This is a genomic window from Pararobbsia alpina (genome assembly GCF_902859895.1).
Lineage (GTDB): Bacteria > Pseudomonadota > Gammaproteobacteria > Burkholderiales > Burkholderiaceae > Pararobbsia > Pararobbsia alpina.
The window spans coordinates 1-21,509 of the sequence record NZ_CADIKM010000040.1 but is presented as its reverse complement, the minus strand read 5'-3'; the positions used below and the strand labels follow the sequence as shown (position 1 = coordinate 21,509).

Annotated in this window: 18 protein-coding genes and 1 pseudogene; 5 read left to right on the top strand and 14 right to left on the bottom strand. The window is 63.1% G+C overall.

Going from position 1 to position 21,509, the window contains the following annotated elements; translation table 11 throughout:
• Positions 1-172 precede the first annotated feature (172 nt).
• The 4 genes from HV670_RS24240 (at position 173) to HV670_RS24225 (ending at position 4,332) form a co-directional block, all read left to right on the top strand.
• Positions 173-391 carry a pentapeptide MXKDX repeat protein gene (locus HV670_RS24240; RefSeq protein ID WP_175107551.1) on the top strand — a complete coding sequence of 73 codons (219 nt, stop codon included), beginning with the start codon at positions 173-175 and terminating at the stop codon, positions 389-391.
• A gap of 475 nt (positions 392-866) precedes the next feature.
• Positions 867-1,781, top strand: coding sequence for a 3-hydroxyacyl-CoA dehydrogenase (locus HV670_RS24235; protein WP_175107550.1), 915 nt, complete (start codon positions 867-869; stop codon positions 1,779-1,781).
• Positions 1,782-1,802: 21 nt separating this feature from the next.
• A complete protein-coding gene (locus tag HV670_RS24230; protein ID WP_175107549.1) occupies positions 1,803-2,783 on the top strand; it encodes a 3-hydroxyacyl-CoA dehydrogenase NAD-binding domain-containing protein in 981 nt (326 codons plus the stop codon).
• A 43-nt stretch (positions 2,784-2,826) separates the two neighbouring features.
• A complete protein-coding gene (locus HV670_RS24225) occupies positions 2,827-4,332 on the top strand; it encodes a CoA transferase (protein WP_175107548.1) in 1,506 nt (501 codons plus the stop codon).
• A 127-nt stretch (positions 4,333-4,459) separates the two neighbouring features.
• Here the strand turns inward: HV670_RS24225 and HV670_RS24220 are convergent, their stop codons facing one another.
• From HV670_RS24220 to HV670_RS24185, 8 genes are all read right to left on the bottom strand, one after another.
• Positions 4,460-5,665 (bottom strand): porin, encoded by a 1,206-nt coding sequence (locus HV670_RS24220; RefSeq protein ID WP_175107547.1) that lies wholly within the window; start codon positions 5,663-5,665, stop codon positions 4,460-4,462.
• Between the two features lie 146 nt (positions 5,666-5,811).
• A complete protein-coding gene (locus tag HV670_RS24215) occupies positions 5,812-7,335 on the bottom strand; it encodes an amidohydrolase family protein (RefSeq protein ID WP_175107546.1) in 1,524 nt (507 codons plus the stop codon).
• Positions 7,332-8,093 carry an aspartate/glutamate racemase family protein gene (locus tag HV670_RS24210; RefSeq protein WP_175107545.1) on the bottom strand — a complete coding sequence of 254 codons (762 nt, stop codon included), beginning with the start codon at positions 8,091-8,093 and terminating at the stop codon, positions 7,332-7,334. Before HV670_RS24210 ends, HV670_RS24215 begins: the two co-directional genes overlap by 4 nt.
• Positions 8,090-9,691 (bottom strand): ABC transporter substrate-binding protein, encoded by a 1,602-nt coding sequence (locus HV670_RS24205; protein ID WP_175107544.1) that lies wholly within the window; start codon positions 9,689-9,691, stop codon positions 8,090-8,092. Before HV670_RS24205 ends, HV670_RS24210 begins: the two co-directional genes overlap by 4 nt.
• 97 nt (positions 9,692-9,788) lie before the next feature.
• Positions 9,789-10,775 (bottom strand): ABC transporter permease, encoded by a 987-nt coding sequence (locus tag HV670_RS24200; protein WP_175107543.1) that lies wholly within the window; start codon positions 10,773-10,775, stop codon positions 9,789-9,791.
• 11 nt (positions 10,776-10,786) lie between these two features.
• Positions 10,787-11,662 (bottom strand): ABC transporter permease, encoded by an 876-nt coding sequence (locus tag HV670_RS24195; protein ID WP_175107542.1) that lies wholly within the window; start codon positions 11,660-11,662, stop codon positions 10,787-10,789.
• Positions 11,659-13,467 carry an oligopeptide/dipeptide ABC transporter ATP-binding protein gene (locus HV670_RS24190; protein ID WP_175107541.1) on the bottom strand — a complete coding sequence of 603 codons (1,809 nt, stop codon included), beginning with the start codon at positions 13,465-13,467 and terminating at the stop codon, positions 11,659-11,661. The genes HV670_RS24195 and HV670_RS24190 overlap by 4 nt, the downstream gene beginning before the upstream one ends.
• Positions 13,464-14,396 carry a polysaccharide deacetylase family protein gene (locus HV670_RS24185; protein ID WP_217478508.1) on the bottom strand — a complete coding sequence of 311 codons (933 nt, stop codon included), beginning with the start codon at positions 14,394-14,396 and terminating at the stop codon, positions 13,464-13,466. Before HV670_RS24185 ends, HV670_RS24190 begins: the two co-directional genes overlap by 4 nt.
• A gap of 730 nt (positions 14,397-15,126) precedes the next feature.
• Here HV670_RS24185 and HV670_RS24180 point away from each other — a divergent pair.
• Entirely contained in the window at positions 15,127-15,828 is a 702-nt protein-coding gene (locus tag HV670_RS24180; protein ID WP_175107539.1) for a GntR family transcriptional regulator, read from the top strand.
• Here the strand turns inward: HV670_RS24180 and HV670_RS24175 are convergent.
• The 6 genes and pseudogenes from HV670_RS24175 to HV670_RS24150 form a co-directional block, all read right to left on the bottom strand.
• Positions 15,806-15,979, bottom strand: a complete 174-nt coding sequence (locus HV670_RS24175; RefSeq protein WP_175107538.1) for a DUF2474 domain-containing protein — start codon at positions 15,977-15,979, stop codon at positions 15,806-15,808. The genes HV670_RS24180 and HV670_RS24175 overlap by 23 nt on opposite strands.
• Complete coding sequence (gene cydB, locus HV670_RS24170) at positions 15,979-16,986, bottom strand: cytochrome d ubiquinol oxidase subunit II (protein ID WP_175107537.1); 1,008 nt, start codon at positions 16,984-16,986, stop codon at positions 15,979-15,981. The genes HV670_RS24175 and cydB overlap by 1 nt, the downstream gene beginning before the upstream one ends.
• 2 nt (positions 16,987-16,988) lie before the next feature.
• Positions 16,989-18,419, bottom strand: coding sequence for a cytochrome ubiquinol oxidase subunit I (locus HV670_RS24165; RefSeq protein WP_175107536.1), 1,431 nt, complete (start codon positions 18,417-18,419; stop codon positions 16,989-16,991).
• A 222-nt stretch (positions 18,420-18,641) separates the two neighbouring features.
• Positions 18,642-19,046 (bottom strand): annotated as a pseudogene (locus tag HV670_RS24160) (deferrochelatase/peroxidase EfeB); the annotation flags it as partial.
• A gap of 307 nt (positions 19,047-19,353) precedes the next feature.
• Positions 19,354-20,841: a carbohydrate porin gene (locus tag HV670_RS24155; protein ID WP_175107535.1), complete on the bottom strand. Its 1,488-nt coding sequence runs from the start codon at positions 20,839-20,841 to the stop codon at positions 19,354-19,356.
• Positions 20,842-21,148: 307 nt separating this feature from the next.
• Positions 21,149-21,509: TolC family protein (locus HV670_RS24150; protein WP_175107534.1), on the bottom strand; the 361-nt coding region annotated here is incomplete at its 5' end.

The window sequence follows — 21,509 nt, the reverse complement described above, 5'->3', positions numbered from 1 at the left end:
ATAACGCGGCGAAACCCGATATCTGATCGACGTATGCTTGGATGCTTTGACGAGCAGACCAAGAGGCTTTTTGTTGTCCGATCGCCGATCGATCGGATGTCGAGATCCCTGTTTTCAACTGCGAAGCATCTTCCCGGCCATGCCGGCATTCTTGTTCAAATAGAGAGACTAAATGAAACGGTTCATCACTGCTGCACTCACCGCAACCCTGGCCTTGACCGGCACTGCAGTATTCGCCCAGGCGAGCGACGCCATGGGCAAGGACGCGATGGCGAAGGATTCCATGATGAAGGATCCGATCGCCAAAGACTCCATGGGCAAGAAGGACGACAAGATGAAGCATGATTCGATGGGCAAGGATCATCCGGCATCTGGTGCGATGGCCCAGTAAGCGGGTACCTGCCAAGCGAGATCGAACCGCCGCCGCGAACGGTGGCGGTTTCTTATTCAAATGCCCGACGAATCGCCGAACGACAGGCTCAAGCTGCACATTCCCTTCGGTAGCATGTGTCGCAAGAAGTGGCTTTCCCGCTCGGCTTGAGCGCGTGTTTCACAACGCCGCACACGCACTTCTCAACAGGCGTCGAGCGTCAACAGCCTCGCTGGCCTGACTCCATATTCATGTAATAGCCGTAGTTCGCATCGCCAACTAACATCCGGCATAACAAAACGTTCAATTCAGTCGCTGCGGCCTGGTGATTGGACTGGACCTCAATGTTAGCGCGGGCCGGATGAACTTCCTGCCGGGCACTTCACGACAATCGATTCGGCAACTCGACTTCGAGAGATCGCCTGATCTCAAAAGTGCACAGTCGCTCCTGACATTCAGTCTCTCTTTCAATGGCAGTGACACGAAAGGACGCGCCATGACCTTGCCTCAAATCAGCGGAGCCCCTGTTTCCGCGGACGCAACCCGCTCCGGCCGATTGTTTTTCCTCGAACTGAGTGGCGGCCGCATTGACTCGATCAATCCCGACGGCTCCGACCGCAAGACGATCGTCACGGATTGCCGGCTTCCCGACGGCATCGTCGTGGAGCCGGATGCCGGTCATATCTATTGGACCAACATGGGTACGATCGGCCTCGATGATGGCTCGATCGAGCGCGCCGACCTTGACGGCAAGAACCGCGTGGTCATCGTCCCACAAGGCGTCACGCACACACCCAAGCAGATTCATCTCGACCGGGCTGGCGGCAAGCTCTATTGGTGCGATCGCGAGGGCATGCGCGTGATGCGCGCCAACCTCAACGGCTCTCAAGTCGAAACGCTGGTCGCGACCGGGCGTGGCGACAAGGACCGGCGGGACCAGACCCGGTGGTGCGTCGGAATCACCATCGATCCACAGCTCGGGAAACTCTACTGGACGCAGAAAGGCCCGGACAACGCCGGCCTGGGCCGCATCTTCCGCGCCAACATCGACATCCCGCAGGGCGAAGACCCGACAAACCGCTCCGACATCGAGGTGCTGTTCGACACGCTGCCGGAACCCATCGACCTCGAGCTCGACCTGGCGAACCGCGTCCTCTACTGGACCGACCGCGGCGATCCTCCGCGCGGCAATACCGTCAATCGCGCGCCGATCGACGCAAAGGCGGCGCCTGAAATCCTCGTGACGCACCTGATGGAGGGAATCGGCATCGCACTCGACGTTCCCGGTAGTCGGATGTTCGTCACGGACCTGGCCGGCTCAGTCTATTCGGCGGATCTCGATGGGAGGCATCAGCGCAACTTCCTCTTCGCCGAAGGCAATCTCACCGGCATCGCCTATGCCGAAGTCTGACCACCGCATTGGAGACATGACATGACTGATACCACACCCTTTCGTCGCATTGCCATCATCGGCACCGGCGTGATCGGCGCCAGCTGGACCGCGCTGTTTCTCGCCAAGGGACTGCAGGTCATTGCGACGGACATCGCCCCCAATGCTGAAGCCCAGTTGAGGAAATTCGTGGAGTCCGCCTGGCCGGTGCTCAAGAGATTGGGCCTTTCGCCCGGAGCGGCTCAAGCGAACCTGAAGTTCACGCCCGTGCTCGCGCAAGCGCTCGAGGACGTGGACCTCGTCCAGGAAAACGGGCCCGAACGGCTTGACTTCAAGCAGAAGCTCTATGGGCAACTCGATGAACTGCTGCCACCGGACGTGATCATCGCGTCGAGCACGTCGACCCTCCCCATGAGCAGCATCCAGTTGGGTGCCGCGCTGCATCCCGAGCGCTGCGTCGTCGCCCATCCGTTCAATCCGCCGCACTTGATCCCGCTGGTCGAGATCGTCGGCGGAGCAAAGACCTCGGAAGAGACGATCCGGCGCGCTGCGGAGTTTTACACATCGATCGGGAAACAGACGGTGCGCCTGCACAAGGAACTGCAGGGCCACGTCGCCAACCGTCTGCAGTTCGCGTTGGCGCGCGAGGTCTATTTCCTGGTGGCCGAGGAGGTGCTGAGCGCCGCCGACGTCGACACCGCCCTCTCCTGGGGGCCGGGTCTGCGCTGGGGCGTGATGGGCAACATGATGCTCAATCACCTCGGCGGCGGCCCGGGCGGCATCGAGCACTTCTTCCAGCAGTTCACCGGACCGATGACGGCTGGATGGAAAGATCTCGGCTCGCCGGTGCTGACGCCGGAGGTGCGGAAGAAGCTCATCGACGGTGTCCATGCCGAGGTCGGATCGCGTTCCATCGAGGAGTTGGAGGCGCAGCGGGACGAGATGCTGCTCGGCCTCATCGAACTGCGCACGAGAGGTACGGAGGTGGCCAAGTCACGCGAGGCTGCGGCCAGTGCGGGCTGATCGCGGTCGGTTGACACTCCCTAATCGAAATGGAATTTCGCAAATGAACGACTTGGCTACTCTCCCCCTCGAAAACGAAGCGGATCGGCTCACCGGGATCATTCAATCGAAGCTCGCGAATCCGGAGCGGAGCTCGGATTTCGACCTGCACGGCGCGCTCAATGACGTACTGAAAGACGTCGGGTTATCGACGGCGGACAGCGGTGGCAAGATCACTTTCTACGGCCGGGATCCGATCATTCCGAGCCGCTTCCGGTTCGGCTCGATGCCCGCGATCGCCCTGGCCGCCAAGGCTGTCAGCGTTGCCGCGCTGTGGCGACTCCGGAGCGGCGAGGAACAGGACATCGAAGTGGATGTCCGTAAAGCGTTGCGGCGCTTCTCCGGGTTCTTCGATCTGAAATGGGAAACGATCAATGGACGTCCCCCGGCCCTCGAAGTCGATCCGAATCTCTTCCGCGAAACCCGTGACGGGCGGCACGTCGTGCCTCTGAATATCTACCCCAAGCTGGCCGCCCGCGAGCTCAGCTTGCTCAGGTGCGACGCCAGCCCGGAATCCGTGCGCAACGCGATCCTGCAGTGGCGTGCCGACGACCTGGAGAATGCGGCGGCGGAGGCCGGGATTGTCATCGCGAAGGTGCGCACTTTCGAGGAATTCCGCAAGGAGCTTCAGTACACAGAGGTGCTCTCGAGAATGTCGTTGATCAGCGTGGAAAAGATCGGCGAAAGCGAGCCGATCCCTTTCAGCATTGACGGCACCAGTCCGCTGGACGGCATTCGCGCACTCGGAATGGGTCATGTGATTGCCGGAGCGGCCATCGGGAGGGACCTCGCTTTGTTCGGGGCCGATGTCCTCAACATCTGGCGGCCGCACGATAGCGAGATCGAGGCGTTCGCGTGGGACGCCCAGGTCGGGATGCGCTCGACGATCCTGGATTACTCGCGGGAGGATCGCGCGAGATTCGATCTCCTGCTAAAAGGTGCGGACGTCTTCTTCGCCAACAAGCGTCCGGGCTATCTGGAGCGCCATGGTCTCGATGCCGAGGAGCTCTGCGCCAGGAAGCCGGGGTTGATCCATGCGAATGTCCTGCTTCACGGTGACAAGGGACCCTGGAAGAATCGTCCGGGATTTGATGAAATCGGCGCAGCCGTCTCGGGGCTGTTCGCCGTCGAAGGCACGCTCACGCGTCCCAAATCGCCGCCGATCATTCCCATTGTCGATAACGTGGTGGGCTGGCTCGGCACGGTCGGCATACTTGCGGCGCTGCGTCGGCGCGCGCTCGGGGGTGGCAGCTATCGAGTCACCGTTTCTCTGACCCGCACTGTGCTCTGGCTGTTCTCGCTCGGCGTCTTCGACAAGGACTATGCCCGGGCGAGCGCCGGATCCTCCGACGAACAAGCAAACGTCGCTCCCGATCTGTTCACGGCGCAGACCCCGCTTGGCACGTATCAGGGCATGACCGACCAGGTGGTCTTGTCGAAGACGCCCGGGTCCTTCAGGACGGTGCTCGTGCCACGAGGCTCGAGCAAACCCGAATGGCTGGCGCGATGAGGAACCGCCGCGAAGCACGGCGGCGGTTGTCATACTCAATTGCCCGGCGAATCGCCGAACCTCTTGACGGCCACGTTCGCCCCGCCGGAGCGTGGGCGGGACGAACAGCGGCGCGACCGGGTCTTGCTCAGAAGGTCGTGACGATACCCGCGTAAATGCCTTCCTGGCTGTGACCGAAGTTCGGTGCAGTGCTGGTGCTGCCACTGGCCGGATCGTCGTTGATGTTCGCGCCGTACGAGTCGGTATAGCCGTCGCCCAGCCCGATGTTCGAGGTCGAACTGTTGTGGAGATAGGCGGCTTCCGAGTAGAGGAAGGTGCGCTTGGTCAGGTTGTACGTGCCGCCCAGGGTGTACATCGTGGCGTTGCCGTTGCCGTTGTTCGCATTGGCATGATAGACACCGCTGGTCAGGGCGGTTGCCGGCGTGATCTGCCATGCGGCACCGAGCCATTCATGATCGACCGCCGTCGGCAGGGAGACGCCGTTAGGCAGGGTCGTCGGCGTGCCCGCAGTTCCATAGACCCCGATGTTCGACGCGTCAGGCGCACTCAGGTGCTGGTAGCCGGCATAGACCTTCACCGGACCCATGGTGTACGTACCGCCGGTCAACAGGGAGCGCGAGTTCAGGTAGACATTGTCGAACTGACCGTTACCGTCACGAATCTCGTCATAGATGGCCAGCAGTTCCAGGTTGCCGGCGATGTACATCACCTTGAGGCCGTCCGAACGACCTTGGGTGCTGCCCGGCAGTCCGGAGCCTGGAGCATTGCCGAGCTGGCCGGGGACGCTGCCCGGATTGCCCTGGTTCCAGCTCGTGGTGTTACCTAGATCGTATTGGCCCTTCACGGTCAGTCCGTGGATCTCGGGCGATGTGTATTCGAGTCCGTTACCGGCTTGCGCCCAGTTGCGTCCCCGCACCAGCGTCGCCAGCGCGTATTCCTGCATCAGTTGGGGATCGACATCGAAGCTGTCCTGCGAGAGTTCATAGGCGCCCATATTCCCCATCTTGAACGTCCCCCAGACGGGGTTCGTGAGGCCGACCGTCGCGTTACGATTGAACAGGCTGCTGCCGATCGTCAAAGCGCCGTTTTGTGTATTGATACCCGATTCCAGCTGGAAGATCGCTTGCGTGCCGCCGCCGAGATCTTCGGCACCTTTGATACCGAACCGGCTCGGAATGAAGTCGGCGGTTTCCGCGGTTAGCGCATGACCATGCGGCAGGCCAGATTCGTACGCGATGCCGTTATCGATTTCGCCGTACAGCGTCACGCTGCTTTGGGCCTGAGCGGCAGCCGCGGCGGAGAGAAGGGTCATGGCAAATACAAGCTTCTTCATTGTCTTTCCTGTGTCGGTAAAGTGGAACGTGTGAATCGAAGCAAATACAACAACATGACATGCAGATTCTGCTTATTGGGCCGGACGCCTCTGGCGGCCGTCTGTGCGGCACTCGTGTGCGGTCCGGACCGGGTGAACCGGAGACATCATCTGTTTCCGATCCATCGATTCATTCCCAGATCGGCTGCGGCTGCCTTGCGAACCATCGCCTGATAGTGAGGATGAACGGCGCCTGCCTCCCGGCGCGCGCGCTCGATGACTGGGAGCTTTCTGGCGAAGACCTCCCGCGCTTCTCCGAGCAGAGCCTCCTCGTCCACGGTGGTGATCCGGCCGTCTTCGAAGACCACCCGGCCGTCGACCATCGTGAGCCGCACGCTCGCGCCGGACTCGCAATACACGAGTTGACCGCGCAGATCGTTCAGCGGCGTAAAGGCGCTGCTGTGCAAATCGAGCATCGTGAGGTCCCCCAGGAAGCCCTCGCGAATCTCACCGAGCTGGTGGGCCTGCAGCATCGCGGTGGCTCCGCCACGCCAGAGGCTGTCGAGCACTTCGCTCGCGGTGGGCCATTCGTCGCTGTCCAGGCCGGAAACGTTATGGATCAGTCCAGCGGTCTTGACGACGCCCCACAGATTGGACGAGTCGTCGCAAATCGCCTCGTCGATACCGAGCGCGGTCGTGATGCCGAAATCCTTCATGCGCCGGAAGGGCGCCACGCCGCTGCCGAGCCGCAGATTGCTGATCGGGTTGTGAACGATCGTCGCGCCCGATCCGGCAATCAGCGACAGGTCATCATCGGTCACCCAGACCGCGTGGATGATGTTCATGCGCTTGCTCAGCAGGCCGAGGTCCGCCGTGTATTGCACGAGCGAGCGGCCGGCGAAGCGCGGCTGCTCATGCGCCAGCGCCCGCTGTACCTTGGTCTCGAGCATATGGGCGAACAGGGGGATCGCATGGCGGCGGCTGAGATCGTCGATCGCCTCGAAGTACTCCGGACTGACGCGCTGCGGAGCCGAAATCGAAGTGGCCGCCGTGAGCCGGCCGCCGTGCGTCCCGTGCCACGTCGACACGAGATAGTCGTACATGGCGAGGAGTCCCGCGCTGTCGAGTGGGGCGGGTGCCTCGAGTGCGGCCCGGAGCGCCGGGCCCGCATCGCGCGCGAGGTAGGGAAGCTTGTCGGCCTCGGGCAGCTCCGGCTGGTCCAATGCCACGCTCGCACGGATGCCGCAGTCCGCATAGGCACGCATTACCGCGTCGATGATCTCGGGCGTCGGGCTGGGCATGAGAAAGGCATCGTCCTGAACCGTCGTGGTGCCGGTGCGCAGCATCTCGAGCGCGGCCAGCATGGTGCGCAGGTAGGCTTCGCGCGGCGTGGGCGTGAGCTCGGCATCCGTGGGCGATTCATAGAGCATGAACAGCTCGAGCGGCAGGCTGCGCAGCGAGCCCTTGAGGTGATTCGCGGGTGAATGGAAATGCGCGTTGATGAGGCCGGGCACCAGAAGATGACGGGAGCGCCCATCGATCTCGCGGCCGGCCGAGGCGTCAAAGCGATCCGCGGCATGCGCGCCGATGGCCGCAATGCGATTGCCTTCGACCAGGACATGGGTCGGTCCGTACATGCCGCTCGTGCTCTCGGCATCGTAGACGTAGACGTCCTTGAACAGCGTGTTCATGCCGATGTCCCCGCTTCGGTTCCTGCCGCTATCTCTCTGCTCGTACGGTTTGGCTTGCGAGACCCCGCACCCGCGTGCGGGTTGCCGAGTCCCTGCGCGATCAATCCTTCCGCAATGGCGGTGGCGGCAGCCACGCCCTCGATGACGGGTACGCCGAGCGCTTCCTGCAGCGGCCCGACGAGGTCGGCAAGTCCCGCGCATCCGAGAATGATCGCCTCGGCCGCGTCTTCCGCGAGCGCGCGGCGGCCTTCGGCGACGAAGAGATCGAGCAGGTGCAGCGAGCCGCCCTCGATCTCGGCGACAGGTTCGTCGACGGCGCGCACGGTACAGCGATGTGCGAGCCCGATGGCGCGCACGACCCGGTCGGACTGCGCGATCGTGCGGCGCGGCATCGTGATGATCGAGAAGCGGTGAGCGATCAGCGTGGCGGTCATGAGCGCGGCCTCGGTCATGCCGACGACCGGGCCGGCCGCCGCCTCGCGGGCGGCAGCGACACCGGTATCGCCGAAGCATGCAATGACGTAAGCGTCGGGGCGCGCGGCGGAGGCTTCCAAACGTTCGACCTCGACGAGCACGCTCATGGCGCCATGCACTTCGTCGATATGGCTTTCGACACTCGCCACGCCGTTTGACGGCGTGACGCCGATCAGCTCGGTGCCGCGGCGTGCAACGGGCGCCGCGGACTCGAGCACGGCATCGGTCATCGACCGCGTCGTGTTCGGGTTCACGATGGCCACGCGGGTGGCACCCATGCTCATTGGCTCGCCTCGGTCTTGATCGAGAGCCGGCTGAAGTCGAGTTCGTTCGCCGCGACGTTCTGCGAGGCGGCGACACCCTGCAGCCACTTCTGGGACACCACCCAATCCATGTTGTAGGAGAGGTTCATGAAACAGCCCGACGCGGAGTAGGTCTGTGCCGCCTTGGCGAACAGTTCGGTATTGCCGGTCTTTACCGCCTGGTTCAGGCTGGCGTCCACGGAAGAATCGTCGCAGAGGAAGTAGTCGATTCCGCCGGACTTGTCCCAGAACACATGTCCCCACATATACGGGTTGCCGCCGTCGGGGCCGTTGTTGCCGTCGATGAAGGCATCGGGTCCCTTGGTGGGATCGTTCTCCCAGCCGAACACATCCGAGGTGGGGTAGCTCTGTGCCGTTGCTGCCAGGCCGGTCGTCTGGACCTGTGCCGCGACGATGTTGGCCATCTGCTCGGCATTGGTGTTGCCGGACGCATAACCGATGACGACAGGCGTGCCTGCGGGCAGGGTCTTCGCATATTTCGCAAAGACCGCGGGGTCGTGCGTGATGTTTTGCTTGTCTGAGCCATCGGCAATCATGCCCTTGGCGTAGAGCGTGGTCGCGGGCAACGAACGGTTGCCTTCCACCTGGCTCACGAGCTTGCCCTGGTCGATCGACTGCATGAACGCAGTGCGCGCTTGCTGGGTCCCGAAGAACTTCTTGCTCGGGTTCAACGTGATCAGCGTCGACTGGAAAGTCGGCAGCAGGTCGCTGTTGAAGGACGAGTTGTTCTCGTACTTCGTCAGGCTCGATGAAGGCAGTGCCGCTGCCACGACCGACACCGCTCCGCCGTCGAGCGCCAGTTGCAGTGCCGATACGTCGTTGAACACGGGGAGTTCGACCGTCTTGAACGGCGAGATCGTGCCCCAGTACTTCGCGTATTGCGCAAGGGAGTACTTCGTGCCCACCTGCGCATGCGTCAGCTCGTACGGACCGGTGCCCAGGTCATGCGTCTGGAGGTAGGTTTGCGCGTTGTCCGAGCCCGCATATTTGGCGAGGCCAGTGGGCGACTCCATCTTCGGCCCGTACGGCGAGGCAAGATAGTCGAGGAAGGCGGCGTTCGGTGTCTTGAGCGTCACGACGGCCGTGAGATCGTCGGGCGTGGTGACGGTGGCATCTTGCACCATGTAGGCCGGGCCGCCCTTGACGGCCAGGCGCCGGTCGAACGATGCCCTGACCGCGGCGGACGTGAACGGCGTGCCATCGTGAAACGTCACGCCGCTTCTCAGCTTGAACGTGTAGACGGTATGGTCGGGCGACACAGTCCACGACGTGGCGAGGCGCGGCACGATCTGGGCGGTATCGGACTGGTTCTTGTACTGAACGAGTCCTTCATAGGTGTTGAGCGTGATCGCCAGGCCGTTGTTGGCGTAGTAGACGTCGGGGTCGGGCGGTTGTCCGATGTCGCCGAGCAGGCCGACAGTCAGCACGCCGTCGGTCGGCGCGGCATGGGCTTGCGGGGCGCTGGCGTGATGCGAACACGCGGCGAGCGCAAGCGCCGAGAGGAGGGCAAGGGAGGTGATGGCCGCATTTTCGGCTTTCCGGGGCGAGCGAGTTTTCATTTTTCGTTTTCGTTGAGCGTGCGGGATAGAAAAAACAGGAACTGGAACAGAGACAGGTACGGACGGGACGCAGCGGGCGTCGCATCGTCGCGGGCTGTCATGCATTGAGGCGCGGGTCGGCCAGGACCTGGAGTACGTCGACGACCACGTTCGCGGCGATATAGATCGTCCCGAGCACGAGCGTGATGCCGGCGATGGCGGGAAAGTCGGAGACCGGAAGACTGCTGGCCAGATAGTTGCCGATGCCGGGCCAGCTGAAAATCTGCTCGACCACGACAACGCCCGCGAACATGAAGCCGAGTTGCAGCCCCGCCATCGACAGCGCGGGCCCGATCGAATTGCGGATCACGTGGCGGGTGAGCACGGCAAGGGAAGTCAATCCCTTCGACTCGGCCGTTCGCACGAAATCCGCACGCAAGGTCAGTTCGAGACTTGCGCGGAAGATGCGTCCGATCGAAATTGCCGGAGCGATCGCTAGAACGAGTGCGGGAAGAAGCAGGTGCTGAGCCGCGCTCGCCCATTGGGCGAAGTTGCCCGTCGTCAGGGTGTCGACCAGCAGGAAGCCGGTCGGCCCGTTCGCCTCCGCGCCGCGCCCGGCGGCGGGCAGCCAGCCCAGTTGAGCATAGAACAGCACGATGCCGCCGAGCGCCAGAAGGAAGGGCGGCGCAGTGGCCAGCAGCAGGAGCGAGCCCCGGAACAACGCGCTGCCACGCCAGCGCAACGCACCTGAGACGGCAAACAGCGTGCCGAGGACGAGCGCGATGACGAACGACACCGTCACGAGTTCGACGGTTGCGGGAAGAAAATCGCGCAGGTCGGCCACGACCGGCCGGCGCGTACGCAGTGACATTCCCAAGTCGCCGTGCACGAGGCCGCCAACGAAATGGACGTAGCGTACCGGCAGGGGATCGTTGAGGCCCAGTGCCTGACGCTCCGCGGCGATGCTCGCGGCAGAGGCGTTCGCGCCGAGATAGGCCCTGACGGGGTCGCCCGTCGAGATGGAGCGCAGCACGAAGATGATTGCCGAGAGCACCAGGATCAGGACGATCGCCGCACCGAGCCGGCGTAGAAGAAATCGGATCATGGATAAGCCCTCTATCGTTTCGTGGCCATGAGGTGGCGGATGGCGTCGCCGCCGAGATTGGCGATCAGGCTCAGCAGCAGCACGGCCAGTCCCGGGACGACCGGGATCCACCACTGGGTGAGCAGGTCCTGGAGATTGCGCGCGGTGTCGGCACCGAGTTCCGGCGCCGGTGCGGGTTGCCCGAGGCCGAGAAAGGACAGCGCCGCAAGAAGCAGTACGACGTTGCCGATGTCGAGGCTCGCGGTCACGATCGCGGTCGGAATGACACCGGGGACGATGTGCCGGAACACGATCCGGGCGCGGCCCGTGCCGGCAAGTTTCGCGGCCTCGACATGCGGGCGTGAGGCGAGCGACTTCACTTCGCCGCGGATGATGCGTGCGTAGTACGGCCACCAGACGATGGCGATGCCGATCAGGGTGTTCTGCAGGCTATAGCCGAGCGCGGCCACGATGGCGATCGCGACGAGCGTGCCGGGCAAGGCGAGGAACAGGTCGGTCAGCCGCATGAGCAGGTTGTCGATCCAGCCGCCGGATGCCCCGGCGAGCACGCCCACGATGCCGCCGATGACGAGACCCGAGGCGACGATCGCGAGCGAGGCGAACCAGCTGACCTGGACGCCCCAAAGGGTGCGGCTCAGCAGGTCGCGGCCGATGGAATCGGTGCCGAGAAGATGGCCGGCCGAGCCGGGCGCGAGATTGAGCGCGCCAACGGCCTGAACCGGGTCATACGGCGACAGCACTCGGGCGAACAGGGCGACGAGCGTGAGCAGCGCCACGATCGCCAGGATCAGCAGATTGAGTCGGGTACCAGCGTGTCGCATGAGTGGTGACCGAAGCGCACGAGGGGGGCGCAGGCGAGACAGGGAAACGTCGGGCAGTGTGCTCATGCGGGCACTCCTATCGAAGGGACCGATGCAAGCAAGGCGCGGGTGTACGGATGCTGAGGCCGTTCGATCACGTCGTTCGACATCCCGTCCTCGACGATCTCGCCCTGCGTCATCACCACGATCCGGTCGCCCATGAGGCGTGCCACTGACAGATCATGTGTCACGAAGAGGACCGTCATCATGAGGTTCCTGCGCATCTCGCGGATGAGGTTGAGTACGCTTGCCGCCAGCGAGGCGTCGAGCGCACTCGTCGGTTCGTCGCAGAGCAGGACCGCCGGCGCAATCATGGTCGCGCGGGCAAGGGCGATACGTTGCCGCTGACCGCCGGAGAGCTCGGTTGGCCGCACGTTCGCCACGCTGGCGGGCAAGCCGATCGACGACAGGGCAGCCTCGACGCGCTTGCGCGTCTCAGCCGCATTGAGCCGCAAGGGCAGAAGCCGCTCGCGCAGCAGCTCGCCGATCGTGAGCCACGGTGTGAGCGAGGAGCCCGCATCCTGAAAGACCATTTGTGCGCCGCCTTTGGCAATCCGCACCGATCCGGAAGTCACGGGTGCGAGGCCGGCGATCACCCGCAGGAGAGTGGATTTGCCCGATCCGCTTTCGCCGACGATCGACAGCGCTTCACCGGGGCTCACCGTGAGATCCACGCCACGCAGGGCGTGAACTTCCTGCCGTTTGCGGCTGCCCGACTTCAGAACGAAGCGGGTATGGAGGTTCTCGATGCGTACCGCGGGTTCCACGGCGGCGTTGCCCGGTCGCTGCGCGGGCAGGACGGACGAACCTGAAGGGGATTCGCAGGCGAGCGTCCGGACCTTCGCGACGGGATGCCAGCAAGCCCTCAGATGAGGGGTGCCGGATGAACTTGTTTCAGCGGCCTCGAAGGGCGGTTGCTCGACAGCGCATCGTTCAACGGCGAGCGGGCAACGCGAATGGTAGGCGCAGCCGCGCATGCGTTCCGTGATCGAGGCCGTTTCCGGCTGCAGGGTTTGCAGGGGCAATCCGCGGGGGGTCTCCAGCGACAGACGCGAGCGCAGCAGGCCGACGGTATAGGGATGCGTTGGTCGATGTAGCACTTCGCCGACCGGGCCGAGTTCCGCGATCCGTCCCGCGTAAAGCACGGCGATCCGGTCGGCGATCTGCGCGGCGACCGCCAGGTCGTGGGTGATCAGCATCACGCTGCAGCCGAACTCGTCGCGCAGTTTGCGAAGCAGGTCGAGAAGCTGGGCCTGCACCGTCACATCGAGCGCGGTGGTCGGTTCATCGGCGATGATGAGGGAGGGGCGTCCCGCCACGGCGATGGCCGCCATGATGCGCTGCCTGAGTCCGCCGGAGAGCTCGTGCGGATAAGCGCGCAGGCGCAACTCGGGATCGCGGATGCCGACGGCCGACATGAGCCCAATCGTCTCATCCGGATTGCCTGTCATCTCGGTGATCTGCCGGCCGACACGCATCGTCGGATTCAGCGACGTCATCGGGTCCTGGAAGATCACGCCGAGCTCCGTGCGGCGCACGGCGCGCAACGCCTCCTTCGTGCCATGCACCATGTCGACACCGGCGACATGAATCGTTCCGTCTATCTGCGGCCGCGCTGCTGCCGGCAGCAGGCCAATCATGGCCAAGGCCAGGGCGCTCTTGCCGGAGCCGGACTCGCCGACGAGTCCGACGATTTCCCTTGGCCGTATCTCGAGGTCGATGCCGCGCAATACCTCGGAGCGAAGGCCGTCGCGCTCGAGGACAAGCGTGAGGCCCTTGATCGAGGCCGCCGCGCGAGCCGTACCCGCATGCTCCGCCGTGGTGTCAGTCATGCGCGCTCTTCCGCGGTGGGTGCTTCGAGGGAGGCCCGCACCACGTCGTAGATCTCCCGCGGCTGGGTGAACCACACTTCGCTGCCACGCGAGGTCATGTGTTCGAGCGCCCGGCTCAGTTGTTTCAATCGAAAGGGGGCGCCCGAGATGAACGAATGCACGACGATGCTCATGACGAGTCGCTGCTCGTTCGCCGCTTCGAGCAGCTCGTCGAACTCGTCGATGATCATGTCGGCAAATTCGGCCGCGCCGGCCTGACGGCCGATGATCGACGTGCTGTCGTTGAGTTCGAGCGCGTACGGCATGGCGAGAAGGGGGGCGCCGCGCGTATTGAGCCAGACCGGCTGGTCGTCGAGCCGCATGTCCATGACGTAGCGGTAGCCGCGCTCGGCGAGCAGGTCGATGGTGTTTTCGGTTTGCGTCAGCCAGGGGCTCGACCAGCCGAGCGGGGCGGTGCCTTCTTCGCACTCGATACGCGCGCGGACCGCATCGAGATAGGCCCGCTCCTGCATTTCGTCGAGTCCTTCAAGAGAATCGGAGTTGGCGATGCCGTGGCCGATGAACTCGGCACCGAGGCGCCGGGCCTCTGCGATAAGCGCCGGAGCCGAATCGTAGACCGCTGTATTGAGCAGGATGGTCGGCGCGATCTTGAAGCGTTCGAGCCGGCTCAACAGTCGAAAGGCTCCGACCCGGTTGCCATAGTCGCGCCAGCTCGTATTGACGAGGTCCGGTGCCGGCACGCCGCTCATGAGATCTTCCGTATGGCCGCGGCCGAAGTCGTACTCCTCGACCCCGATGGCTAGATAGACTGCCAGCTTCTTGCCGTTCGGCCAGGGCAGGTGCGGGCGTCCAGGCAGCGCGGAGTAGTCATAGCGGGCGTGCGTACGGGGCGTTCGCATGGGCGAAACCGGGATAATCGAAGAGCTCATCTATTTCCATTCATGCGATTCAATATTTTGCGTGTGCAAAACAGATTCGTAGAAAACACGAAGCCACGCCCATGCATGTTGATAATCGGAAGATTGCGCATCCACTGATTACCGACAGGCCGAGTCAAATTGGATTCTTTGTCGATTTTAAAAAACGGGGCAGTCCCGGATTACCGGGGCTTATCGAATTTCGAGTGAGCTCATGAAAGGTCAGTAAGAAAGCGATGAATTCTATAAAGCATCAACCGTGCCAGTTTTATTGTGCACAATCTTGGTTGCATTGTCGGCAATCTTGACGGGGCAATCGCCAATTCGGAGATCGATTTGGTGCAGCGGTGGTTGAGTTCAGTGCTTACCTGCAAAACGGGGCACCAGCTCCGCGCACCTGTAAGAACGCGGAAACGCTTGCTGCGAAAGGCGTTCGAAAGAAGCGAAATGTCGTCATGCTGGGTTGCCTCGAAGCCTGTGGCTACCGAAAGCCGGACTTTCCCCCTGTTCCCCGTCTCGCCGTGCGGAAGGACTCGACCAAGCGTTGGACCGCCGTCGCGGCGGGTCGGGCACTGGATGAAAGTCTGCGGCACAGGCTTGATCCGCCGACGGTGATTACGCGAGGAAGGGTAATGGATGAGTGAGGCGCACCTCGCCCTGACTCAGGCGATGCCCGTGAAGCTATAATTCTGTGTATTCCATAACAGGCACAGCCGCGACAACCCACCACCATGCGAGTCTTATGGCTGAGTCCGAAGATCTGATTTACCAGGCCTTGTCAAAGGCTTTGCTGGCGGGGGAGCTTGCGCCGGGCACTCAATTGGTCGAAACGCGAGTCGCCAGCCTATTTGGCGTCTCGCGCGAACGCGTGCGCAAAGCCTTGCATCGGCTGGGCCATGAACGGCTGATCGAGGTGATTCCTCATCGCGGCGCCTTCGTCAGCGCGCCCACTTTGTCGCAGGCCCGGGAAATCTACGAGGCGCGGCGCATCATTGAGGGCGGCGTGACCGCCCGGCTGGCAGGCCGGTTGACGCCGTCCCAGATCCAGCAGTTGCGCGCGCATGCACAGCGGGAGGCTCGCGCGTTCACGGAGGGTGACCGCGCAAGCCTGATCCAGCTATCGCGTCAGTTCCATCTTCTTCTCGGCCAGTTTTGCGGCAATGCATTCGTGGTTCGCGAACTGGAAGAGCTGGTGAGCCGCACCTCGATGCTCGAGGCCTTCTTCGAACCGGAGAACGCCTCGCAATGTGCCTGTGACGAACATCGCGAGATCGTCGACGCACTCGAGAAAGGCGACGCCACGCGCGCGATCAGCACGATGCACACGCATCTGTCGGTGATCGAGACACAATTGCGCACGGAGCCATCCGACACGCGTGCCTTCGATGCGGATGCGGCACTGGCGAAGGCCTGGGCCGCACTCACCCCACGCGCATGCCCGTGAGGCCCATCAGCATCCGGATGACGAGCGCGACGACACCCAGCGCTGCGACACTTGCCGCCCAGATCAGCACGAACCATCCGAGCCGGCGCAATGGACCGGGCCGGGGATGACGGCTTGCACGAGCGCGTTCGATGGCGGGCGTGTCGTCCATCAGTGATACCCCTCGCCGAGTTTCACCTTGCCACGGAACACGAAGTAGGACCATGAGGTGTAGGCAAGGATCATCGGAATGATGAGCAGTGCACCGACGAGGGTGAAGCCCATGCTTTCAGGGGGCGCGGCGGCGGCCCAGATCGACACGGCCGGCGGCAGGATATTGGGCCAGATGCTGATCGCGAGACCGCTGTAGCCGAGGAAGATCAGAAACAGCGCAAGCATGAACGGTGCGATTTCGCGGCGACGCTGGAGTGCGCGCAGCAGCGACCAGGTCGAGACGAGAACGAGCACCGGCACCGGTGAAAAGAACACCAGATTCGGCATCTGAAACCAGCGCATGGTGACTTCGGGGTGAGTCAGCGGCGTCCACACGCTGACCACCCCGATGCAGGCGAGCAAGGCGAGCGTGATCGGGCGCGCCAGCGCGAACATCCGCTCCTGCAGCTTGCCTTCGGTCTTCATGATCAGCCAGGTGCTGCCGAGCAATGCATAGGCGACGAGCAGGCCGAGGCCCGTGAACAGGCTGAACGGCGTGAGCCAGTCGAACGCACCGCCCTCGTATGACGGGCCGCTTACCTGGAAGCCGTTGAGAAACGCACCCAGTGCGATGCCCTGGCAGACCGTCGCCGTGCAGGAACCCCAGATGAACGCTTTGTCCCAGAACGGCTTGTGCCGTGGCTCGGCCTTGAAGCGGAACTCGAACGCGGTACCCCGCCAGATCAGCGCGGCGAGCATCAGCATCAAGGGAATGTAGAGGGCGCTGAGCAGCAGGGAATAGGCGATCGGGAAGGCCGCGAGCAGGCCCGCGCCCCCGAGCACGAGCCAGGTCTCGTTGCCGTCCCAGACCGGCGCGACCGTGTTGATCATCACATCGCGCTCGCCAGGGTCGCGAATGAAGGGCAGCAGGATGCCGATACCCAGGTCGAAGCCATCCATGACCACGTACATCATCAGGCCGAATGCGATGATGGTGGCCCATACGACTGGCAGATCGATGCCCATGGTCAGTGCTCCTCGCGCTCGGCGGTCGGTCCGGCGGGGTGGTCCGGCGCCGCGGACATCGGACGCGCGCTGCGCGCGTTTTGCGGGTCATTGCCCGATCCGGGGTGGCCGTCATGCACATCGGGGCCTGCGTCGACAAGCTTCAATATATAACTGATCCCCGTGCCGAAAACGATGAAGTACATCACGACGAAGATTGCGAGCGTGGTGCTCAGCACCAGGGGCGAGTGGTTCGATACGGCATCGCGCGTGCGCATCACGCCATAGACGACCCATGGCTGACGTCCCATCTCGGTCGTGATCCACCCCGCGAGGATCGCGATCAGGCCGGTCGGTCCCATCAGGACGGCGGCACGCAGGAACAGCCGCGACGAATACAGCTTGCGGCGCCAGCGCATCAACGCGCCGCCGATGCCGAGCAACAGCATGAGGACGCCGAGCCCGACCATGAGGCGGAACGTAAAGAAGATCACGGTCGAATTCGGGCGGTCATCGCGCGGAAAGGACTTGAGGCCCGGGATCTGGCCGTGCAGCTCATGCGTGAGGATCAGGCTGCCCAGGTAGGGGATGCTGAGTGCATAGCGAGTGGTTTCCGCTTCCATGTCCGGGATGCCGAACAGGATCAGTGGCATGCTTTCGCCCGGCATGTTTTCCCAATGGCCTTCCATCGCCGCGATCTTCGCGGGCTGATGTTCGAGCGTATTGAGCCCGTGCGCGTCGCCCACGAAAATCTGCACGGGTGACACCACGAGGATCATCCACATCGCCATCGAGAACATGGTTCGGATGGCCTTCGAATCGCGCCCCTTGAGCAGTTGCCAGGCACCCGACGCCCCCACGAAAAGCGCGGCCGCGAGAAAGGCCGCGATGCTCATGTGCACGAGCCGGTACGGAAACGAGGGATTGAAAATCACCTCGAGCCAGTCCACCGGCACCACGCGGCCGTCGACGATCTCATAGCCTTGCGGTGTCTGCATCCAGCTGTTCGACGCGAGGATCCACGTGGTCGAAATCAGCGTGCCGAGCGACACCATGACAGTCGCGAAGAAGTGGAGACCCGGCCCGACCTTGTTCCAGCCGAACAGCATGACGCCAAGGAAACCGGCCTCGAGAAAGAAGGCGGTCAGAACCTCGTAGGTCAGCAAGGGGCCGGTCACGCCGCCCGCGAAGGCCGAGAAGTACGACCAGTTGGTGCCGAACTGGTAGGCCATCACGATGCCCGACACCACGCCCATGCCAAAGTTGACGGCGAAGATCTTCGACCAGAAATGACAGAGTTGCAGGTAGGCCTGTTCCTTGCTGTACAGCCAGAGGCCCTCGAGCACCGCGAGATAGGCCCCCAGCCCGATCGTGATGGCCGGGAAGATGATGTGAAACGAGACGGTGAAGCCGAACTGGATGCGGGCCAGTTCAAGCGCGCTCAGGCCGAACATAGTCAAATATCCCGGCTATCGACAGCGTTCGTGGGGACCGCGGGACGGTCGACCCAGGGTCCGGCGGTGCACCGCGCGACGAGCGCGCGACCGTGATCGAGCAGGCGCTTTGCACGACGGCTACCTGCCTCGACTGGAAGTATGCTACCGCCCCGCCCGGACGTCTTTCAATTCCGCACGGATTGTCGATACCGCACGAAGCAGTCGAAGGCCCAGTAAACCTCAGGCGTCGAACAGGCCCGCCCCGATATACGAACCCGGCTTCGCACCCGGCGGGCATGCAAACACAGCGCTGCCCACATGGGTCGTGAACTGGTTCATCAGGTCGCTGGCCGCGAGACGATGATTGATCGGAATAAACGCCGTGCGCGGATCGCGCTGGTGCGCGACGAACAGCAGGCCGGCGTCGTATTCGAGCTCCTGGCGCCAGGGCGGCCAGCGTTCGCCATAGAAGTTCACGCCGTCGTTATAGGAGTACGAGCGCCGCAGGATCTGCGCGCCGTTGTTGCTTGCCCGGTTGGAGAGCCGCACATGCGAGTTCTCGGCAATCAACGGGTTGCCATGCGCATCGCTGGCTTCGAGGTCGACCGGATCGAATTCCTTCTGCTTGCCGAGCGGGGCGCCGCTGCTGGACCTTGCCCGCGGTCAGCGGCGAAATCGCCAGCGCAGAGGGATTCTGATCACCGTTTTCGGGCACGGTCGACGTCACGGTCGTCTGCTTGTGGATCGTTTCGAGCAGGCCCTGCGGGTCGGCATGCACCGTGCCCGAAACAAGGCTTGCCGCGAGCGCCGCAACGGCGGCGAACCCTGTGCCGATGCGGCGCCTACGCACAGGCGAGGGCTCGAAGGCAGGCGAGGGGGAGGAATAGGTCATCGCTTCACTTCCTGGATGGCATTCAACTTAAAGAGGTTTGAGGGTCGCGTTCATCCGCGCTCAGAAGTTGATGGTCGTGCGCAGACCCAGCACGAACTCGTTCTTGATCTTCTGGGTCGGATCGTTCGGATTGACGATGCCGCCTCCGGGGTTCCACGTGTACTGCGCATCGGCCTGGAGCACCCACCACGGTGTGAGCTGGTACTGATACGTCGCTTCGAGCACCGTCTCCGAACTGCGCAGCGGCGCGAACGTACCGGGGTTGAAGCTCGCGAAATCCTGGTCGAAACCGTGCACCTGGTCGCTGACCTTGATGTAGGCGAGCGCGAGGCCCGCCGTATCGTTATCGCGTCCCTTGAACGGCGCCTTGAGCGTGACGCCGAGGTTGGCGCTCGCGCGCACGAGATTCTGGTCGGTCGGCGCGTACATCACGCGCGCGAACACGCCCAGTGCGCGCGCCTCACCGGGATCGGGCTGCCAGACCATCTGGTCCGCGACCGCGTAGAAACTGTAATTGCCGTGGTGCGGCGCACCGATGCCATTGCTCGCCGGGTCGGCGAGCGGCACGCCATTCGTGTCGTAACGCTGGTCGGCGAACGAGCCGTTGTTGTACCAGGCACCGATCTTGTACGTGCCGGGCAGTCCAGCGCTCGACGTGCCCATGTCCATTTCGCCTTCGGCCGGCTGGTTGATCGAGTATTGCAACTCGCCGATGAACATCGTCCCGCCGCTCAGGCTGAAGTTCGTGCCATGCGTGTCTTCGCGATTGCCCGATGGATCGCCTGCGAACACGCCGAACAGCGCCGTGAGCGCCGGCGTGAGCTGAGTTCGCAGCCGCACGCCCAGACCCGACAAGGGGTAGGCCGGACCGCCCGAAGGCATGTCGTAGGAGGGCACGCCCGGCCAGCCGAACATCGTATTGATGAAGGTCGCCGAATAGATGCTCGTCATGAACTCCTGGTCGATGCTCTGCTGCCCGATCTTGATGTCGGCCTTCTTCTCGAAAAAGGATTGCTGATACCAGAGCTCCCACAGGCGCGTGCCCGCATCGGCTTCGATGCCGCTCGCCGTGTTGAGGCTCGATAGGTAAGCCTCGCTGAAGTTGCGGCCGTGGATCTGCAGGCCGCTGACATTGAATGTGCCGCCCTCCCAGCCAAATGCCTGTTTCGTATCGAGCTGGACGACCATCGTCGTGAGGCCGTCATAGGTATAGCCCTTCGAGGTGCCACCCGTCAGGTTGCCGAGAATTTCGTTCGTTTCATTGATGCCGACCGTGATGCCCAGACCGCCGAGTGCGGAGCGCAGGCCGCCCATATCGCCGAGCAGGGTTTCACGAGTCCAGACACCGGTCCATTGACCCGTCGGTTCCGCGGTGATTCTCAAGTCGGACTGCGGCGTGTCGAGCGCGTCGGGAGTGGGTCCCTCCGCGAAGGCCGGCGCGCTGCTTGCTAGCGCGGCGAGGCAAACCGTTGCAATAACACTGCGATTGTGCAGGCTGCCACGACGGACGGTACGCGTTTCGCACGGGCCGCGTCCAAACTTGAACATTCTTGTTCCTTCTTTTTGAGGTGCGAGCAGACGCTATCGAAGTCGAACTGTCCGTATGCGCTGAAGACCTCACACCCTTGCCTTGACCATTCGTGTCGTTCGGGCTGAACAACAAAAAAATCTTATTCGAGACGGAATAAGATTGTCAATGCAAATAGGAACGATTTCTATTCAAGATTTGGGGCGCGGAATTTCCTTTCAGAATGTAACAATGGCGCGGTAGATCATTTCCGTCATGCCTTTGTTGCGGCACGACATCAACGATCTACCGCGCCGGGCGGGCCGTATTTCACGTGACCGGCTTGCTTCACGAGGCCGGCTTCCATCCCCCTCCGAGTGCCTCGAGCAACTGGACATCGGCGTCCATGCGCCGCTTTTCGATGTCGACCGCCGCACGGCTGTCGGTGAGCGCCATGGCCTGAAGGTTGACGACATCCAGGTAGGAGATTGCGCCGCCCTTGAAGCGGTTCATCGCGAGATCGAGCGCCTGGCCCGACGCATCGACCGCGCTTTGCTGGCTTTGCGCCTCCTGGCTCAAAACACGTGCCGCGGACAGCCCGTCTTCGACTTGCTGAAACGCCGTCAGGACAGTCTGGCGATAGTCGGCCACTGCCATGTCGTATTGCGCGTTGGCGCCGCGCAGGTTGGCCTCATGTTGGCCGCCGTCG

Excerpts from the sequence above, each read along its gene's own strand:
- HV670_RS24240 (WP_175107551.1), top strand. The coding sequence starts at position 173 with ATGAAACGGTTCATCACTGCTGCACTCACCGCAACCCTGGCCTTGACC.
- HV670_RS24235 (WP_175107550.1), top strand. The coding sequence starts at position 867 with ATGACCTTGCCTCAAATCAGCGGAGCCCCTGTTTCCGCGGACGCAACC.
- HV670_RS24230 (WP_175107549.1), top strand. The coding sequence starts at position 1,803 with ATGACTGATACCACACCCTTTCGTCGCATTGCCATCATCGGCACCGGC.
- HV670_RS24225 (WP_175107548.1), top strand. The coding sequence starts at position 2,827 with ATGAACGACTTGGCTACTCTCCCCCTCGAAAACGAAGCGGATCGGCTC.
- HV670_RS24220 (WP_175107547.1), bottom strand. The coding sequence starts at position 5,665 with ATGAAGAAGCTTGTATTTGCCATGACCCTTCTCTCCGCCGCGGCTGCC.
- HV670_RS24215 (WP_175107546.1), bottom strand. The coding sequence starts at position 7,335 with ATGAACACGCTGTTCAAGGACGTCTACGTCTACGATGCCGAGAGCACG.
- HV670_RS24210 (WP_175107545.1), bottom strand. The coding sequence starts at position 8,093 with ATGAGCATGGGTGCCACCCGCGTGGCCATCGTGAACCCGAACACGACG.
- HV670_RS24205 (WP_175107544.1), bottom strand. The coding sequence starts at position 9,691 with ATGAAAACTCGCTCGCCCCGGAAAGCCGAAAATGCGGCCATCACCTCC.
- HV670_RS24200 (WP_175107543.1), bottom strand. The coding sequence starts at position 10,775 with ATGATCCGATTTCTTCTACGCCGGCTCGGTGCGGCGATCGTCCTGATC.
- HV670_RS24195 (WP_175107542.1), bottom strand. The coding sequence starts at position 11,662 with ATGAGCACACTGCCCGACGTTTCCCTGTCTCGCCTGCGCCCCCCTCGT.
- HV670_RS24190 (WP_175107541.1), bottom strand. The coding sequence starts at position 13,467 with ATGACTGACACCACGGCGGAGCATGCGGGTACGGCTCGCGCGGCGGCC.
- HV670_RS24185 (WP_217478508.1), bottom strand. The coding sequence starts at position 14,396 with ATGAGCTCTTCGATTATCCCGGTTTCGCCCATGCGAACGCCCCGTACG.
- HV670_RS24180 (WP_175107539.1), top strand. The coding sequence starts at position 15,127 with ATGGCTGAGTCCGAAGATCTGATTTACCAGGCCTTGTCAAAGGCTTTG.
- HV670_RS24175 (WP_175107538.1), bottom strand. The coding sequence starts at position 15,979 with ATGGACGACACGCCCGCCATCGAACGCGCTCGTGCAAGCCGTCATCCC.
- cydB (WP_175107537.1), bottom strand. The coding sequence starts at position 16,986 with ATGGGCATCGATCTGCCAGTCGTATGGGCCACCATCATCGCATTCGGC.
- HV670_RS24165 (WP_175107536.1), bottom strand. The coding sequence starts at position 18,419 with ATGTTCGGCCTGAGCGCGCTTGAACTGGCCCGCATCCAGTTCGGCTTC.
- HV670_RS24155 (WP_175107535.1), bottom strand. The coding sequence starts at position 20,841 with ATGTTCAAGTTTGGACGCGGCCCGTGCGAAACGCGTACCGTCCGTCGT.